We start from the raw sequence: 16,318 nt of genomic DNA on the forward strand, positions 1-16,318 counted from the left end.
ACCGCACTGCCGAGACGATCATGAGCCGCAAGCACGCCTTCCAGTTCCTCGACCTGCCCCGGACCATGCCGCAGCGCATCCCGGTCGAACTGCGCACCTCCGGCGACTGGGGTGAGCTGTACGGAAAGTTCGGCAAGGAAGATGCGCAGTACCAGGCCGGCCGCTGCCTGGACTGCGGCAACCCCTACTGCAGCTGGAAGTGCCCGGTGCACAACGCCATCCCGCAATGGCTGCAGCTGGTGCAGGAGAACCGCATCCATGAAGCGGCCACGCTGTGCCACAGCACCAACCCGCTGCCGGAAGTGTGCGGCCGGGTGTGCCCGCAGGATCGCCTGTGCGAAGGCAGCTGCACGCTGGAGGAGTTTGGCGCGGTCACCATCGGCGCGGTGGAGAAGTACATCGTCGACACCGCACTGGCCACCGGCTGGCGGCCGGACATGACGGCGGTGCAGCCCACCGGCCACACGGTGGCCGTGATCGGTGCCGGCCCGGCAGGCCTGGCCTGTGCCGACCGCCTGGCGCATGCCGGCATCACCGCGGTGGTCTACGACCGTTACGAACAGGTCGGTGGCCTGCTGCAGTTCGGCATCCCCAGTTTCAAGCTGGACAAGGACGTGATCCGCCGCCGCCGCGACGTGCTCGAAGGCATGGGCGTGCAGTTCCGCCTGGGCGTGGAGATCGGCCGCGACATCAGCCTGCAGCAGCTGCTGGACACCCACGATGCGGTGTTTGTCGGTACCGGCGCGTATCGCTACACCGATGGTGGCCTCGACGGCCAGGACCTGAAGGGCGTGCTGCCGGCGCTGCCGTTCCTGGTGCAGAACAGCCGCATCGTCGGCGGCGATGATCCGCAGGGCCGGCCGATCGCCGGCTGGGAAGACCAGATCACCCTGCCCGACCTCAATGGCAAGCGCGTGGTGGTCCTCGGTGGTGGCGATACCGGCATGGACTGCGTGCGCAGTGCGGTGCGGCTGGGCGCGGCCAAGGTCACCTGCGCCTACCGCCGCGACGAGGCCAACATGCCGGGCAGCGCGCGCGAAGTGGCCAATGCACGCGAGGAAGGCGTGCGCTTCCTGTTCAACCGCCAGCCGCTGTCGATCGAAGCCGGCGCCGATGACGAAGTGATCGGGGTTACCGTCATCGAGACGCGCTTGGGCGAGCCCGATGCCAACGGCCGCCAGAACGCAGTGCAGATCGAGGGCAGCGAGTCGCTGCTGGAAGCGGACGTGGTGATCATCGCGTTCGGCTTCTCGCCCAGCGTGCCGTCGTGGCTGGCCGAGCACGGCGTGGAAGGCCAGGCCAATGGCCGCATCCTTGCTGGAGGCAAGGGCAAGCTGCCCTTCCAGACCGCCCATCCGCGCCTGTTCGCCGGTGGCGACGCGGTGCGGGGTGCCGACCTGGTGGTGACCGCGGTGGCCGAAGGTCGCGACGCTGCCGCCAGCATCGCCCGGCTACTGGCGCACTGACAGACCGGCCAGCGGTGTCAGCACCGCGGCGAGCGTGGCGTGCAGTGCGTCGCGCTCGACCGGCTTGGCGATGAAACGATCGATGCCAGCGTCGAGGCAGGCCTGACGGGTACTGTCGAGCACGCTGGCGGTCAACGCGACGATCGGCACCTGCGCCGCGTCGGCCCGTGGATCGGCGCGGATCGCGCGGGCCAACGCAAAGCCGTCCATGCCCGGCATGTGGCAATCGGTGATGACCAGCGCGAAGCGGTGTGCCTGCCACGCCTGCCATGCCTGCTCGCCGTTGGCGGTGGCATGCACCTGCAGTCCCAGTTCCTGCAGGCGCTGGACCAGCAGCTGCAGGTTGGTGGGATGGTCTTCGGCAACCAGTACCCGTACCGGCGGCAACGCTGGCAAGCCAGCCGCACCGCCAGGATGCTCCGCCAATGGCGCCTCGCAGGCCGGCAGGTACAGGTCCAGCCACACCGTGGTGCCCGCGCCCGGCGTGCTGCACAGGTGCAGTTGCCCGCCCATCGACGCCGCCAGCTCACGGCAGATCGCCAGGCCCAGGCCGCTGCCACCGAAGCGCCGGGTGGTGGACGCTTCGGCCTGGGTAAACGCTGCGAACACCGCCCGCTGGCGCTCGCGGCTGATGCCCACGCCGGTGTCGGTGACCTGCAGTCGCAGCTGCTGGCCCTGCTCGTGCTGCTGCAGCACCCGCACCTGCAGGTCCACCCCACCCTGCAGGGTGAACTTCAGCGCATTGCCCGCCAGGTTGAACAGGATCTGGCGCAGGCGCAGCGCATCGGCCAACGATCCCCGCTGCAACGCGGGATCCACCTCGCAGCGCAGATGCAGCCCCTTGCTTGCCGCCACCGGTACCAGCAGGCGCTGCACCGCCCGCAGCAGCTCGGCCAGGTCGGTGGGCAGGCACTGCGGTGGCTGCGGGCCGGACTGCAGGCGTTGGCTGTGCAGCACGTCATCGAGGATCTGGCGCAGCATCTGCGCTGCATCATCGATGGTCGCCAGCACCTGGCGCTGGCGCGTATCCAGTGCGCTGCTGCCGAAGCACTCCAGCATTCCCAGCAAGGTGCTCATCGGCGTGCGGATCTCGTGGCTCATGGTGGCCAGGAAATGGGCCTTCGCGGCGGCATCCTGCTCCGCGTCACGCCGGGCATCGTTCAGTGCCTGCGTACGTGCGCGCGCCTCGGTCACGTCCATCCAGTATCCGCTCCATTCCACGCCGCTGTCGCTGCAGGCAATCGGCCGCCCGTGCGAACGTACCCAGCGCCAGCCGTTGGGGCCGCGCGTGCGGAAGGTGATGTCGATGGGCCCGCGCACCAGTGCGGCGGCATCAACGCAGGCCAGCACCGAGCGGCGGTCCTGTGGATGGACTGCAGCCAGCAGGCTTCCATGGTCCACCCGCGCGGTGTCCACGCTGATCCCGAACAGGGCATGCACGTCGCCGGCGATGTGGGGAACGCTGTACTCGCCGGCACTGCTGCGCCGCGCCTGGTACACCACCGCCGGCAGGTTGGCGGTGACCTCCTGCAGGCGCTGTTCCAGCGCCTGCCTGCGCAGGCCTTCGCGGTGCAGCCGCCAGTAGCCGAACGCATACACCAGGCACAGTGTCAGCAGCACCAGCAGCACGGCGATCGACCCGCGCAGGGGCGACACCGGCGCGAGGCCACGGCGAGGGGATGTCGAGATCCAGTGGGCCCGCAACGCCTCGCGCTGCTCCGGCGTCATGCCTGCCTGCAGCTGGTTGAAGCGGACCACCAGATGCGCGCACGCCGGCAGCGTGGCCAGGACCAGTGCGTCGCTGAAGCCGGCCGGCGCCGCTACGTCCAGCGCGCCGCCCGGCTGATTGCGCAGGGTGGCTTCCACGTTCACGAGGTTGCCCACCACCGCATCGATCTGACCGCTGATCAGCAGCTGCAATGCCTCGTCCAGCGCCGCCACCTGCAGCAGCGGCACGTCCGCGCCGGCTTCCTCCAGCCTGCTGGCAAGCGGCACGATGTCGGGGCTGGCCACGCCGCGACCGTGCAGTCCGCCCAGGCCGATGATCGGCGGCGCGTCGGGGCGTCGCACGATCACCTGCGGCACCTGCAGGTAGGGCACGCTGGCCACCCAGCCTTTCGGCTTCTGCGCGCGCGGCCAACCGAGCACGGCGTGGGTCCCGGGCGGGAGCGCGGCGGCGGCCAGCGCCGTCGCCGCGACCGGTGTGGCGCGCAGCGTGGGGTATTGCTCCTGCAGCAGCGCCAGGTAGGCGGCCACCAGGCCGTGTGGCTGGTCGTGCTGACTGGACGACAACGGTGCACGATCGGCGGGATAGGCAAGCAGGATGGGACCTTCGCACTGCCCGGCCCAGGCCGGCGCCGACAACAGCGACAGGACGACGATGCGGGCCAGGCGGCCAGCGACATTCACGGTGGACATCCTCATGTCGCAGCAGGGGCGTGGCCGCATTGCGATACGACCTCCTGCCACGCTAGCGACGCATTTCCCAGCAACAATGAGGAAATGTGTAAAACCCTCCGAAACCGCCAATAGCGACATACACTGCCGCTTCTACCGATCCCGGAGCTTTCGATGCGCATCGGCCTGGCCGCCAACCGTCTCCATCATCACGACGCGCGCGCGGCACTGTTCCGCTGGTTGCGCGCCAGCGAACCCGGGCTGCGCGAACTGGGCGTGACCCTGTGTGCGGTCGGCCGTACCCACGATGCGATCCAGCGCAACGGTTTCCTTGCCGGTTACGACGGCCTGCAGCGCTATCCGTACGGTCGCGAAGGCGGGTTGATGAAGCTGGTGGCCGAAGTGGTGGGCATGGGCGCCGAGCGCACGCTGGACGGTGCGGTCTACCTGATGGATCCGGTCGACCCCTCCTCGGTGTTCCCCGAGGCGACCGCGCTCAAGCGCCAGTGCGTGATCCACGGCAAGCCGTTCATTTCCACCGTGGCCACCGCCCGCGACTGGATCGAGGTGGAGCGCGTCCATGCGGGCCTGGCTGCCGATGCCGGCGCCGACGACCTGCATGCGTTCGAAGGGCAGACGCTGGCGTTGATCGCGCACGATGCGATGAAGCCGGCGATGCTGGCGTTCGCCGATGAACACTTCGACGTGCTGGCGCGCTTCGGCGAACGGGTAGCCACCGGCACCACCGGCCAGCGCTTGAACGAGCTGGCCTGGAGCCGCGGCTGGCCCGCGGATACGGCGTGGGTGACGCGCTACCAGAGTGGCCCGATGGGCGGCGACGCGCAGATTGCCGACCGCGTGCTGGAAGGCCGTTGCCAGCGCGCGATCTTCTTCGAGGATCCGCATGTGGCGCGCCAGCACGAGGCGGACATCCAGCTGCTGGAGCGGGCGGTGACCACGGTGACCGATCAGGCGGTGTGCATCACCGCTCCGCGGGTGGCGGCGCGATGGGCCGAGGCGGCGGCATTGCGCGTGGGTCGATGAGGTTTTCGGCCAACGGCTGAGCCCCTCGTGGTGGCCGTTCAAATCAAAAGCCGTGGTTGGCCGGGCGGGGTGGATTGCGCAGGGGTCGCTGCAAGTACGTCCATGTAAGCTCGGTCGCCGCATCCATGCGGCTCACGCCCCTGCGCAACCCACCCCGCCCGGCCACGGAGGGTTTCCGTGCTCACCACGGAAGAGAAAAAGAAGAGCAGGAGCAACGCGGGTCGCGCGCTGCGCGCGCTTTTGTAGTGCCGAAGGTAGCGGCAGGAGCCGCTGCCAACGTCGCTTGCGACGGCCCGGAGGGTGCCGGTCAGGACGACCGGCATAGCCATGCTCGGCTGCTCTTGGTCGCGGTGGCTGAACATCCGCGCCGCGCGCGATAGCCGAGCATGGCTCGGCTCTACAAAATCACAGCGCTACAGCAGCTGCCGAAGCATTGCTTTCAATCTGCGCCCTTCCAGCTGGAAGTAGTCGCGCTGTTCGCGCCAGTCGGGGAAGCGTTGTTCCACTTCGTGCCAGAACGCGGGCGAGTGGTTGGCCTGGATCAGGTGGCAGAGTTCGTGCACCAGCACGTACTCGAACGCGGCGGGGCTGCCCAGTACCAGGGCCAGATCCAGCGCCATGCTGCCGTCGGGGGCCAGCGAGCCCCATTGCGAGGACATCACCTTCAAGCGCAGGCGGCTGGGTGCGCGCGGCAGGCCGGGCAGGTACTTCGGCAGCCAGCGGCCGACATCGGCGCGGGTCTGTGCTTCGTAGAACTCGCGCAGCAGGCGACGCAGGGTCGCATCGCCGCCGCGGCTCGGCCATTGCACGCAGGCACCGTGTTCGTCGATTTCCAACCGCGCGTAGCGCCCTTCCTGCCAGCGCAGCGGCAACAGTTCGCCGCGCAGCGGCAGCACGCCTTCAACACCGGGCTGCAACGCGGCGGGCAGGCCGTGTCCCTGGTAAACGCGCAGCTGCAGGCCCAGCCAGTCGCGATGCTGTTCGAGGAAACGCTCGCCCATCACCAGGCTGGCACGCGGCGGCAGTGTCAGTCGTGCACCGCGCTCATCGACGCTGAGCTTGATCCGGCGCGCGCGCGGATCGCGCACACGCAGTACCTCGATCTCGACATCCTCCAGCCGCAGGCGAACGGTGTCGCGCTGTACGGTGGCGGCAGGGACCGGCGAGATCAGGCGGCGCAGCAGACGGCTCATGCTCCCAGCATAGCGCCGTGCGGGGCCGCCGGATGACCGGCGGCCGACGGCCTGCCTGTTCAGTCAGCCTTGCTGAGCTTGAAGGCTTCTTCCAGCAACAGGAACAGGCGACGGATCTCCGCGCTCTGCAGGGCGAAGCGGGCGTCGAACTCGGCACGGCGGCCGTCTTCGTCCGCGTGCTCCAGCTGGTCCAGCGCACCGTCCAGGAACTTCAGCTTGCGCACGATCAGGTCGTCGCCCAGCACGAACGACAGGTTGTCCTCGAACACCAGGGCCAGCTTGGTCACCTGCTTGCCGGCGTCCAGGTGCTTGTCGATCTCGTCGCAGCGCAGTTCCTGGTGCTGGCACTTGACCACCGCGCCGCCTTCCACAGGATCCTTCATCTCGCACTCCTCGCCCAGGCTGAAGCCGGTGGGCAGGGGCTCGCCGGCGATCCAGCCGGTCAGGATCGAGCGCGGCGCGACTTCGGCGTTCAGCGGCATCGCCGGGAAGCTGCCGAGCAGGCCACGGATGTCGGACATGAAGTACTCGCCGGTCTTGCGGCTGGAGGTGTCCACCACCACGTAGCCGTGCAACTGGTCGATGAAGGCGTCGTTGCGCGAGGACTTCACGAAGGCGCGCGGCAGCAGTTCATGCAGCAGGTCGTCCTTCATGCGCTTGCGCTCACGGCCACCGGGGCGGCGGCCTTCCTTCTCCTCGATCTCTTCCAGCTTGCGCTCGAGCAGGTCGTTGACCACCGCGCCGGGCAGGATCTTGTCCTCGCCACCGACGGTCAGCCACAGGTGTTCGGCAATGCGGTGCGAGAGCGCTTCCTTCTCTTCGCGGCCGAACGGCGAGATGAAACCACGCGAGTTCATTTCCAGCGCGCCGACCGGCTTCAGCAGGGCGTGCGGCAGCAGGGTATCGACTTCGGAAAAATCAGTGGAGGTCGGGAAGCGGAAGAACGTCAGGTTGCGAAAGAACATGGAATTCCGGTGTCTGAAGAAGAAGGGCGCCCGACCTTAAACGGCAGGCGTCTCGGGAACTGCGTCGGCCAGCCAGGCATCGGCATGCGCCGCATCGCCACGGCGGCCCAGGGCCATGAAATCAAACAGGGCGGCATCGGCCAGCTGCGCAGGTCGCACGTCGGCCATCGCACGTGCGATCTGTTCGATGCGCCCGGGATGGTCCTGGTCCCACTGCTTGAGCATCAGGCCGACCTGCCGACGCTGCAGGTTTTCCTGGCTGCCGCACAGGGTGCAGGGAATGATCGGAAAACGGCGGGCCTGCGCGTACTGCGCGATGTCGTGCTCGCGCACGTACGCCAGCGGGCGGATCACCACGTGCTGGCCATCGTCGCTGAGCAGCTTCGGTGGCATGGCGGCCAGCTTGGCATGGTGGAACAGGTTCAGGAAGAACGTCGCCACCACGTCATCGCAATGATGGCCCAGCGCGATCTTGCTGAAGCCATGCACCTTGGCGTGGTTGTACAGCGCGCCACGGCGCAGGCGCGAGCACAGCGAACACATCGTCCGGCCTTCCGGGATGACCCGGCTGACCACCGAATACGTGTCCTGTTCGATGATCTGGTACGGCACGCCCAGCCCGGCCAGGTACTCCGGCAGGACATGCTCGGGGAAACCGGGCTGTTTCTGGTCCAGGTTCACCGCCACCAGTTCGAACGGCACCGGCGCCTTTTTCTGCAGCTGCAGCAGCAGGTCCAGCAGGGTGTAGCTGTCCTTGCCGCCGGACAGGCAGACCATGACCTTGTCGCCCGCTTCGATCATGCCGAAGTCGGCGATGGCCTGGCCGACCTGGCGGCGCAGGTGCTTGCCCAGCTTGTCCGCCCGGTGCCCGGCCACGCGCGGATCGCGCGAAGCGCGCTGCGGGGGATCGGGCAGGGAGATCACGGCGGACATGGCGCCATTCTACCGGCTTGCGGCAGCCCGGACCCGGGGTCGGGATTCCCCTCTCCCGGTAGTCATCGTCGCTGTGTATGCTCGGAGACCGTGGACACCTACAACCCCGCCGAAATCGTCGAACGCCTGCTCACCCTGCGCGCCGAGCACCGGTCGCTGGATGAACAGATCGCGCGCATGGCCGCCAACGGCGAGGATGAGCTGGAGTTCAAGCGGCTGAAGCGGCGCAAGCTGCAGTTGAAGGACTGCATCACCAAGCTGGAAAGCCTGCAGATTCCGGACGAACCGGCGTAACCGGTGGCCCATCCACGCATGGCGTGGATCTACTGCAGGCCCACGCCGCCCCGAAAGCAGATGGCCCGGCCCGGCCCGGCAACACACGGATCCACACCACGCCGGGACATCCCGGTAGATCCGCGCCATGCGTGGATGACGCGACCCGGCAACACCTGGATCCACGCCACGCCGGGACATCCCGGTAGATCCACGCCATGCGTGGATGACGCGACCCGGCAACACCTGGATCCACGCCACGCCGGGACATCCCGGTAGATCCACGCCATGCGTGGATGGGGCCGTGCATCAACGCGGCAGCACCAGCTCCGCATTCCAGGCCGCTTCGCCGTCCACGGTCAGGTCGCAGCGACGCACGTTGCTAGCACCGGTACAGCGCAGCCCCAGCGGATGGCCGTACCAGTCCCCGGCAAGACCCTGCCGAGCAGCCGGTTCATCACCGCTGATACGCACCTCGCCAGCCAGCCACAGACGGTAGCGCGCCGGTTGCCCGGCCTTTGCCTCGACACACAGCCGCACCGGCGCATCGGCTAGTCGCCCCGGCAGGGTATCGTCCACACAGGCCTCTGCAGCCTGCACTGAAGCAACAACCGCAAGGCCTCCGACCGCGATCAACGCGGCCAGGCCCGACAGGCGCCGCAGGTTCAATCCTGCGGTGCCGGTTCGTCCGGGCGCGCCGCTTCCGGGCTGACCCGTTCGATGGTGTGGCGCAGTTCGCGGCCGAGGATGAACTTGGCATCCTTGGCCCAGGCATCCAGGCGCTCGTCGAACAGCAGCTTGCTGTTCTCGTCCGGCCACACCAGGCGCAGCTCGCGCAGCTTCTGGATGAAGCCGCGGAACAGCGACTTGTCGAAGAACTCCGGCGCGGCCGGCGCGTAGAGCAGGCTCAGGCGCTGCGCGGCCTGCTGGCACAGGCTTTCCAGCTCGGCGGCGCCGAGCGTGCCCGGGCCATTCTTCACCAGCACCGAAATGGCGATGTAATACCGCTCGAACGCCTGCTGCAGCGAATGCCCGATCGCCCGCAGGCGGAACACTTCGTCGGTCTGCCCGGTGTTGCGCGCGAGGATGCCGCCGTCGTCTTCGTTGACGTTCTGCAGCAGGCCCTCACGCACGAACACGTCGATGGTCTGGTCGATGCGCTGGGCGAACTCGTCCTCGGTCCACGGCAGGAACAGTTCGGCCTGCAGGAACGGGTACACCGTGCGGCCCAGCTGGACCAGGCCGGTGCGGCTCATGCGGCGGTTGTTCTGGAAGCAGCAGGCCACCCACGACGACGCGGTGAACAGGTGCACCACGTTGTTGCGGAAATAGCTCAGCAGCACCGCGGTATCGCCGCTGACGCTGAGCACGTCGCCCAGCGGGTGCTTGATGCGGGTGAGGACGTTGATCTCTTCGGCGTGGGCGATGATCCGCTCCGGCGAGTGCGGGGTCACCGTAACCCGGCCCGAATACGGCATCTCCACCAGCAGGGTCTTGCACAGCTCGATCTGCGCGATCAGGTCGGCCTCGCCCATCGCATGCTTGGGCGTGGACAGCAGGGCCAGCGCCAGCAGGTTGATCGGATTGACGTCGGCGGCGCCGTTGATGCGCACCTGGATGCGCTCTGCCAGGGTGTCGACGGTGGTCGACAGCCACGAGGGCTTCTCGTCCTCGGACACCGCCTCGCCACCCCACTCCGGGGCCTTCTCGGCCAGCACGTCGTTCAGCGCGATCGGTTCGCCGAAGTTCACCACCACCTGGCCGTAATTCTGCTTGAGCACCTTGGGGATGCCCCACAGCAGCTGCCAGATCGATTCCTTTTCCTTCGGCCGCCCGGACAGTTCATCCAGGTAGCTGCCACCTTCCATCAGCTTCTCGTAGCCGATGTAGATGGGCTGGAACAGCACCGGTTTGCGCGGCTGGCGCAGGAACGCGCGCAGGGTCATCGAGATCATGCCGCCCTTGGGCTGCAGCAGGCGGCCGGTACGCGAGCGCCCGCCCTCGACGAAGTACTCGATGGAATAGCCGCCTGCGACCAGCTGCGCGACGTACTCGCTGAGCACCGCCGAGTACAGCGCGTTGCCACGGATCGAGCGGCGGATGAAGAACGCACCGCCCTTGCGCAGCAGGGTGCCGACCACCGGCAGGTTCAGGTTGATGCCGGCCACGATGTGCGGCGGCACGATGCCACGGTCGTACAGCAGGTAGGACAGCAGCAGGTAGTCCATGTGGCTGCGGTGGCTGGGCACGTAGACCACTTCGTGGCCCGGTGCGGCGGCCTTGAACTTGTCCAGGTGGTGCACCAGCACGCCGGCGTAGATGCGGTTCCACACGTGGCTGAGCATGAAGCTTGCCGAGCGCACCACCGGGCTGGAATAGTCCGCGGCGATTTCCCAGGCGTAGGCGTGCGCCTTCTTCCAGGCATCGCTGGTTTTGCTGTTGTCGCGCTTGGCCTGGGAGGCGATCGCCTCACGCACCGTCTCGGCGGCCAGCACCTGGTCCACCAGCAGGCGCCGGGTCGACAGGTCAGGACCGATCACCGACTCGCGGATGCGGCGGAAATGGGTACGCAGTACGCGCTGCAGCTTGCGCACCGTACGCTCGGGCTCCAGGCCCTCGTCGATGGTCGAGCGCAGCGAGATCGGCGGTGCGAAGCGGACGATGGTGTTGCGGCCGTTCAGCAGCAGGCCGAGCAGGCGGCGGAAACGGCCGACCAGCGCCCAGTTTTCCGAGAACAGCACGGCGAACCAGCCGCTCTGCTTGTCCGGGGCGCGACCGACGAAGATCGATACCGGCACCAGGTGCACGTCCAGATCGTCGCGCACGCGATGGGCCTGCAGGACCTTGGCCAGCGAATCGGAATGGGTCTTGGCGCCGCGCTGTTCGGGAATCAGCGAGTTGCTGGAGCTGCGGCGCGACAGCGCCAGGTAAGCGCGCTTGCGGCCGGTGGGGTCACCCGCCAGCGGCACCAGCGGCGACGGCAGGCCTGCCTGGCGGCAGGCCTTGTCCAGGATCAGTGCGTTGGACAGGCCGTAGTCTTCCAGCACGTACATGACCGGGCGGCCATCGTTGTACTGGCCCGGGTCTTCCGGCTCGATCTTCAGCGACAGCCAGGGTTCCACCAGACGCCCGAGCAGGCGCGCCCACAGCGGGCGGCGACCGGCAGGACGCGCGTGCACAGGCGTCGCCGCTGGCGGCGTGCCGGCGTCGGTCGAGGGGGACGCAGGCGCCGTGTCGGCGGGCGTCGGCTGGGATTCTTCGCCGGGGAACGGCAGCGGGTTCTGTTTCGACATCGACGTCATTATGGCTTAGCCGATGGCGTTGCCGCTTCCCCATCGGTTGCGGGGGCGGGCACAGGGTCCGGAGCAGCGGCGGCGCGGGCGGCATCGGCCTGGCGCAACAGGGCGTCGGTATCGGCCAGGGTGCGGGTCAGGTACCAGTGGCCCTCGCGCCGGCTCAGCGGCACCTGCACGGTCATTGCGCGGCCGGCAAGCTCGTACTGCAGGCGCACCAGGGCGTTGTCCCCTTCCACCGACAACAGCTCGCCGCGCACGCTGCGCAGCGCCTCGTCCACGCCCAGCCCGTAGCTGGCCAGCACAGCCTTGACCGTGTGGATGAACGGCGCCAGCTGCTGCAGGCTGCCTTCCATCCCCGCAGCTTGCAGGCCGGCGTCGTCCTGGAAGCCGACCTGGGCCGCGGCACCGACGAGCGCGGCGATGCTGCTGCGGGCCCTGGCGCGGTCGCTGATCGGCGCGTCCTGGGCCCACGCGGCCAGGGTCTGCACCAGCTGGATGTAATGCGCCTGCTGGCCAGGCGTGTAGCCCTTCTGGTGCCGCAGGTACTGCACACCGAAGTTGCCCATCGACTGCGCGGCCTGGCGCACGGCGCGGGCCTGGCCGGCCAGCTGGCGGTCAAAACTGTGCTGCAGCTGCACGGTGGCGCCGGGCTCGCGCAGCGCCGCCAGCATCGGCAGCAGCTGGTCGCCGAGCGGCAGTCCGGTCAGCGGCCACTGGCTGTGGCCATCGGCCCAGGCCTGCTGCAGGCGCTGGTACTGGCTGGGCGGCACCGACAGTTTTGCGTAGCCGACCAGGTCGTCCTCGGCCAGCCGTTGCGCCATCGCCTGTACGGCGGCGACAGGTTCGGCCGGCGCGGCGGCCGGATCACTGCCGGATTCACGGCACGCGGCGATGGCCAGCAGCAGCATGGCCGCCAACCCCCATCCCCGCGCAGACCTTCCTCGCACTACCACGCTCATGCAATCGGACTCCCCGGACCGGTCCGCATCTTGCGGCCTGCGACATGACAGCGGCAAGCCGGGGCGTCACGGTTTCCGCCATGGCCTGCGCTGCGCGGTGGATTCACGACATGCGCCGACGGGTCCTGCCCGCACCGGACGGACAAAAAAAAGAGCCCGGATCACAGGGATCGCAGACTCTTCAAACCGGCGCAAGGCCGGTGGACAGTGTTGTGGCGCATGTCCGGCCCGAAGACCGGATGGCGGCGATCCTACGCTGCCCGCAAAGTTAACGCAACACATGACAAAACATCACTCAACCCATTGATTTCATTGAATCAATCGCGTTTCCAGACCGCTTCTATGAAATCTACGGCATGTTTTTCGGCGATTCGGGCATAAACGCCGGGATACCCGGCCAGCGCGCAGCCTTCGCCCCAGCTGACGACACCGAACTGGGTCCAGCCCTCGCGCAGGCGCAGCAGCAGCGGACCGCCGGAATCGCCCTGGCAGCTGTCGACCCCCTCGCGGCCGGCGCAGATGACCTTGCCGCGTGCCAACTCGCCTGCATACGCCTGCTGGCACTCGGCGAAGGGCACAAACGGGGTCTGCACCGTCTGCAGCTGGGTGGGATAGAGCCGCCCGTCGGTGATATCGGTGTCGCCCCAGCCGATCACCGTGAACTGCCTGCCGGGCTTCAGATAGCTGGCATCGGGCCGCAACCGCAGCGCCACCGGCTGCGCATCGGCCAACGGCGTACCCAGATGGATCAGGGCGACGTCATGCTCCAGCGAATTGCCGCTGTTGAACGCCGGATGCATGTGGATGGCCGTGACGTTGGATGCGCGTGCCGACGGTTCGGTCGACAGCGCAGTGACGCCACCCAGCACGGCCAGATCAGCGGGGCGATCGCCGTCCACGCAGTGCGAGGCCGTCAGCACCCATGAGGGGGAAATCAGCGTGCCGCCACACCAGTGGCGACCGTGGTCACTGTCACCGAACGACAGGCGCTGGATGCTGACCATGAACGGGTAGTCGCCGGGCCTGGCAGCCTCGCCGCCGATGATGCGCGGCGCTTCGCGGGGCTGGGGTGCCGCCGCAGCGGGAAAGACGATGGCGGCGGCCAACAGGCTGGCGAACAGCAAAGAGGGGCTGCGATACATATCCGTGTATTCCTCTGTCGATGGTTGGAACCGGCACGGCCGCGGTCCGTGCTGGTGCATCGAGTGATAGAGGCCGCTCCAACCGCGCAGCGCGATGTGGCGCACAGTTTCCCGGGCTGGGGTCGGGTGCGTCAGGGCAACAGGCACAAATGCGAACGCCATCCCGCATTCGGCGGGATGGCGTTCGTAGTGCCAGCGTGACCGCCGTCGGAGCGGGGATCAGCGCGCGGCCAAAGCCGTCGCGATTTCCTGCTGGATCGCCCGTGCTGCGGCCTGCGGATCGGTCGCCAGGCGGATCGGACGACCGACCACGATGGCATCGGCGCCATCGGCAAACGCCTGCGCCACCCCCACGGTGCGCTTCTGGTCATCGCCGACCGGACCACCGGGGCGGATGCCCGGGCAGACGATCGAGAAACCGGCGCCGGTCGCGGCACGGATCGGACCCGCTTCCTGGCCGGAAGCGATCACGCCGTCGATGCCCGCAGCCTGTGCGGCCAGCGCGCGCTCGACCACGACCTCCACCGGCTCGCGGTCGATGCCCATCTGCGCCAGGTCCGGGCGGCCCATCGAGGTCAGCACGGTCACCGCCAACAAGCGCATGTCGCCGCCGTTGGCGGCCGCGCAGGCCTCCATCATCGCCGGGTGCCAGCCGTGGATGGTGGCGTAGCTGACCGGCCACTGCGCCAGGCGCTTGATCACCGCCGCGGCGGTGGCGGGGATATCGAAGAACTTCAGGTCGACGAACACCCGCTTGTCGCGGCGCGCCAGTTCGTCCAGTACCTGGAAGTACTCACCGGAGGCGAGCAGTTCCATGCCGATCTTGTAGAACGCCACGCTGTCACCAAGGCGGTCGACCCACTCCAGCGCCTGCACGCGGTCAGGCACGTCCAGCGCGAAGATCAGACGCTCGTCGTCACGCAGCGGCAGCGGGGCGCGGCTCACGGCGCGTAGTCCAGCGCGGCACGCTTGGCGTCGTGGCGGGCCTGGCGCGACTGCGCGTAATCGTTGTTGAACTGCGCCGGCTCGAAGCCGCCGTAGGTCGGGTTGGGCAGCATCCACCAGCGCTCGCCGAACCAGTCGTGGTACTGCTGCAGCAGCGCGTCGCGGCCATCATTGGTGTTGGCGGTCACTTCCACGAAGTCACCCAGCTGGTCGCCGAACTGCATCAGCACACGGTACTTCTGGCCGGCCAGGCGGCGGCGGCAGTTCTTCTCGCTGCCGGCCTGCTCGCAGCCTTCGACCACGGTGCCCAAGCCGAGGAACACGCTGTCATCGGCCACCGGCAGGCCCTGCTCGCGCAGGTTGGCCAGGGTCGCGTCCTTCAGGTGCACGGCGCGGTTGGAGATGTACAGCAGGGTCACGCCCTTGGCGTTGGCCGCCTTGGCGAAATCGACCACGCCGGGAATGGCCTTGGCCTTCTTTTCGGCAACCCACTGGTCCCAGCTGAGTTCGTCGTATTCCTTGCCGTCACGCACCAGGCGCGCCTGGTAAGGCGAGTTGTCCAGCACGGTCTCATCCACGTCCAGCACCACGGCCGGCTTCAGGCCCTTGGCCTCGTTGCCGCGCTCTTCCGGCACCAGCGCATCCCAGTGGGCTTCCTTCAGCGCGACGTCCAGGTGGTCGGCGGCCGCGCGGTAGGTCTGCTCGGTGATCGCCTTGTATTCCTGCGCGCGCTGCATCCACAGCACGGCATTGAGGTTGTCGTTGGCGGTCGCGTCAAGCGCGCCGTCGGCCTTGGCGGCAGCGGCCGGCGCTTGCGGGGTGGCGGCTTCGGCAGGCGCTTCCACGCGCTTGCAGGCGGACAGGCCCAGCGCCGCGGTGGCGAGCAGGGTCAAAGACAGGGACACAGGACGACGCATGGATTCACCGGCAATCAGATATACCGGCCCATTTTACCGGCAAAGGCACCGCCGGGACGGCTATGCTTGGTGGTTGACCTGTTGTCTTCCGGAAGCCGCCATGACCGATCCTGCCCAGACCCCCGACGTTCCGCTGCTGGATGCCGTACAGGCCCGCCTGCTGGGCTGCCTGGTGGAGAAGGAAGCCACCACCCCGGACACCTACCCACTGACGGTCAACGCCGCGCAATCGGCCGCCAACCAGAAGACCGCCCGCGAGCCGGTGATGAACGTGAGCGCCGGCAGCGTGGAGCATGCGCTGCGCCAGCTGGAGACCCTGGGCCTGGCCCGCCAGCACTTCTCCTCGCGCGCCGACCGCTACGAGCACCGCCTGCAGAGCGCGCTGGACCTGACCCGGCAGCAGACCGTGCTGCTGGCCCTGCTGCTGCTGCGCGGGCCGCAGACCCTGGGCGAACTGGTCACCCGTGCCGAGCGCCTGCATCGCTTCGCCGATACCGACGAAGCCCGCCACGCGATCGAACGCCTGCAGCAGCGTGCCCTGCTGGTGGTGCTGCCGCGCGTCAGCGGCCAGCGCGAGGACCGCTACATGCACCTGCTGTGCGGTGAAGTGGACGGCGCGGCGTTGGCAGCGAAGTACGCCAGCAGTGGCGGCAGTGCCGAGTCGGCCGAGCCCGGCCTGGCCGAACGCGTGGCCCAGCTGGAAGCGGCCGTGGCCGAGCTGCAGGCCCAGCTGGCGGAACTGCGCGGCGGCTGAGGCGGTGGGTGCCGACCGTTGGTCGGCACGGTGG

14 protein-coding genes are annotated in these 16,318 nt (G+C 68.3%); 4 read left to right on the forward strand and 10 right to left on the reverse strand.

The annotated features are described in order from the left end of the window. Window positions 1-20 precede the first annotated feature (20 nt). On the forward strand, window positions 21-1,466 hold the full coding sequence (locus tag AC13GI_RS20015) for an FAD-dependent oxidoreductase (RefSeq protein WP_380656285.1): 1,446 nt from the start codon (window positions 21-23) through the stop codon (window positions 1,464-1,466). Here the strand turns inward: AC13GI_RS20015 and AC13GI_RS20020 are convergent. Further along, window positions 1,452-3,875 (reverse strand): hybrid sensor histidine kinase/response regulator, encoded by a 2,424-nt coding sequence (locus AC13GI_RS20020; protein WP_482997161.1) that lies wholly within the window; start codon window positions 3,873-3,875, stop codon window positions 1,452-1,454. The two genes, AC13GI_RS20015 and AC13GI_RS20020, sit on opposite strands and share 15 nt — an antisense overlap. 162 nt (window positions 3,876-4,037) lie before the next feature. Here AC13GI_RS20020 and AC13GI_RS20025 point away from each other — a divergent pair, with 162 nt between their 5' ends. Then, on the forward strand, window positions 4,038-4,907 hold the full coding sequence (locus AC13GI_RS20025; RefSeq protein ID WP_099819475.1) for a methylglyoxal synthase: 870 nt from the start codon (window positions 4,038-4,040) through the stop codon (window positions 4,905-4,907). 413 nt (window positions 4,908-5,320) lie between these two features. Here AC13GI_RS20025 and AC13GI_RS20030 read toward each other — a convergent pair whose 3' ends face one another. Genes AC13GI_RS20030 through ttcA form a run of 3 tightly spaced genes read right to left on the reverse strand, consistent with a single transcriptional unit; the run spans window position 5,321 to window position 7,998 of the window. Beyond that, window positions 5,321-6,100 (reverse strand): M48 family metallopeptidase, encoded by a 780-nt coding sequence (locus AC13GI_RS20030; protein ID WP_482996325.1) that lies wholly within the window; start codon window positions 6,098-6,100, stop codon window positions 5,321-5,323. Window positions 6,101-6,159: 59 nt separating this feature from the next. Next, window positions 6,160-7,065, reverse strand: a complete 906-nt coding sequence (locus tag AC13GI_RS20035; RefSeq protein WP_089241793.1) for a recombination-associated protein RdgC — start codon at window positions 7,063-7,065, stop codon at window positions 6,160-6,162. Between the two features lie 36 nt (window positions 7,066-7,101). Continuing rightward, complete coding sequence (gene ttcA, locus AC13GI_RS20040) at window positions 7,102-7,998, reverse strand: tRNA 2-thiocytidine(32) synthetase TtcA (RefSeq protein WP_099819473.1); 897 nt, start codon at window positions 7,996-7,998, stop codon at window positions 7,102-7,104. Window positions 7,999-8,088: 90 nt separating this feature from the next. On the opposite strand from ttcA, the gene AC13GI_RS20045 reads away from it, so the two are divergent. Continuing rightward, complete coding sequence (locus tag AC13GI_RS20045) at window positions 8,089-8,292, forward strand: YdcH family protein (protein ID WP_482996324.1); 204 nt, start codon at window positions 8,089-8,091, stop codon at window positions 8,290-8,292. Window positions 8,293-8,580: 288 nt separating this feature from the next. Here AC13GI_RS20045 and AC13GI_RS20050 read toward each other — a convergent pair whose 3' ends face one another. The 6 genes from AC13GI_RS20050 to AC13GI_RS20075 form a co-directional block, all read right to left on the reverse strand. Next, window positions 8,581-8,940, reverse strand: a complete 360-nt coding sequence (locus AC13GI_RS20050; protein ID WP_099819472.1) for a hypothetical protein — start codon at window positions 8,938-8,940, stop codon at window positions 8,581-8,583. Continuing rightward, window positions 8,937-11,573, reverse strand: a complete 2,637-nt coding sequence (gene plsB, locus AC13GI_RS20055) for a glycerol-3-phosphate 1-O-acyltransferase PlsB (protein ID WP_099819471.1) — start codon at window positions 11,571-11,573, stop codon at window positions 8,937-8,939. The genes AC13GI_RS20050 and plsB overlap by 4 nt, the downstream gene beginning before the upstream one ends. Further along, window positions 11,573-12,526 carry a hypothetical protein gene (locus tag AC13GI_RS20060; RefSeq protein WP_380657638.1) on the reverse strand — a complete coding sequence of 318 codons (954 nt, stop codon included), beginning with the start codon at window positions 12,524-12,526 and terminating at the stop codon, window positions 11,573-11,575. The genes plsB and AC13GI_RS20060 overlap by 1 nt, the downstream gene beginning before the upstream one ends. Window positions 12,527-12,843: 317 nt before the next feature. Further along, complete coding sequence (locus tag AC13GI_RS20065) at window positions 12,844-13,668, reverse strand: S1 family peptidase (RefSeq protein WP_482996323.1); 825 nt, start codon at window positions 13,666-13,668, stop codon at window positions 12,844-12,846. A 219-nt stretch (window positions 13,669-13,887) separates the two neighbouring features. Then, a complete protein-coding gene (pyrF, locus tag AC13GI_RS20070; protein ID WP_380657634.1) occupies window positions 13,888-14,613 on the reverse strand; it encodes an orotidine-5'-phosphate decarboxylase in 726 nt (241 codons plus the stop codon). Beyond that, on the reverse strand, window positions 14,610-15,530 hold the full coding sequence (locus AC13GI_RS20075) for a 5'-nucleotidase, lipoprotein e(P4) family (RefSeq protein WP_089241807.1): 921 nt from the start codon (window positions 15,528-15,530) through the stop codon (window positions 14,610-14,612). Before AC13GI_RS20075 ends, pyrF begins: the two co-directional genes overlap by 4 nt. A gap of 100 nt (window positions 15,531-15,630) precedes the next feature. On the opposite strand from AC13GI_RS20075, the gene AC13GI_RS20080 reads away from it, so the two are divergent. Continuing rightward, a complete protein-coding gene (locus AC13GI_RS20080) occupies window positions 15,631-16,284 on the forward strand; it encodes a YceH family protein (RefSeq protein ID WP_099819467.1) in 654 nt (217 codons plus the stop codon). Window positions 16,285-16,318: the final 34 nt, after the last annotated feature.

This window comes from Stenotrophomonas sp. 82F1 (assembly GCF_056861525.1).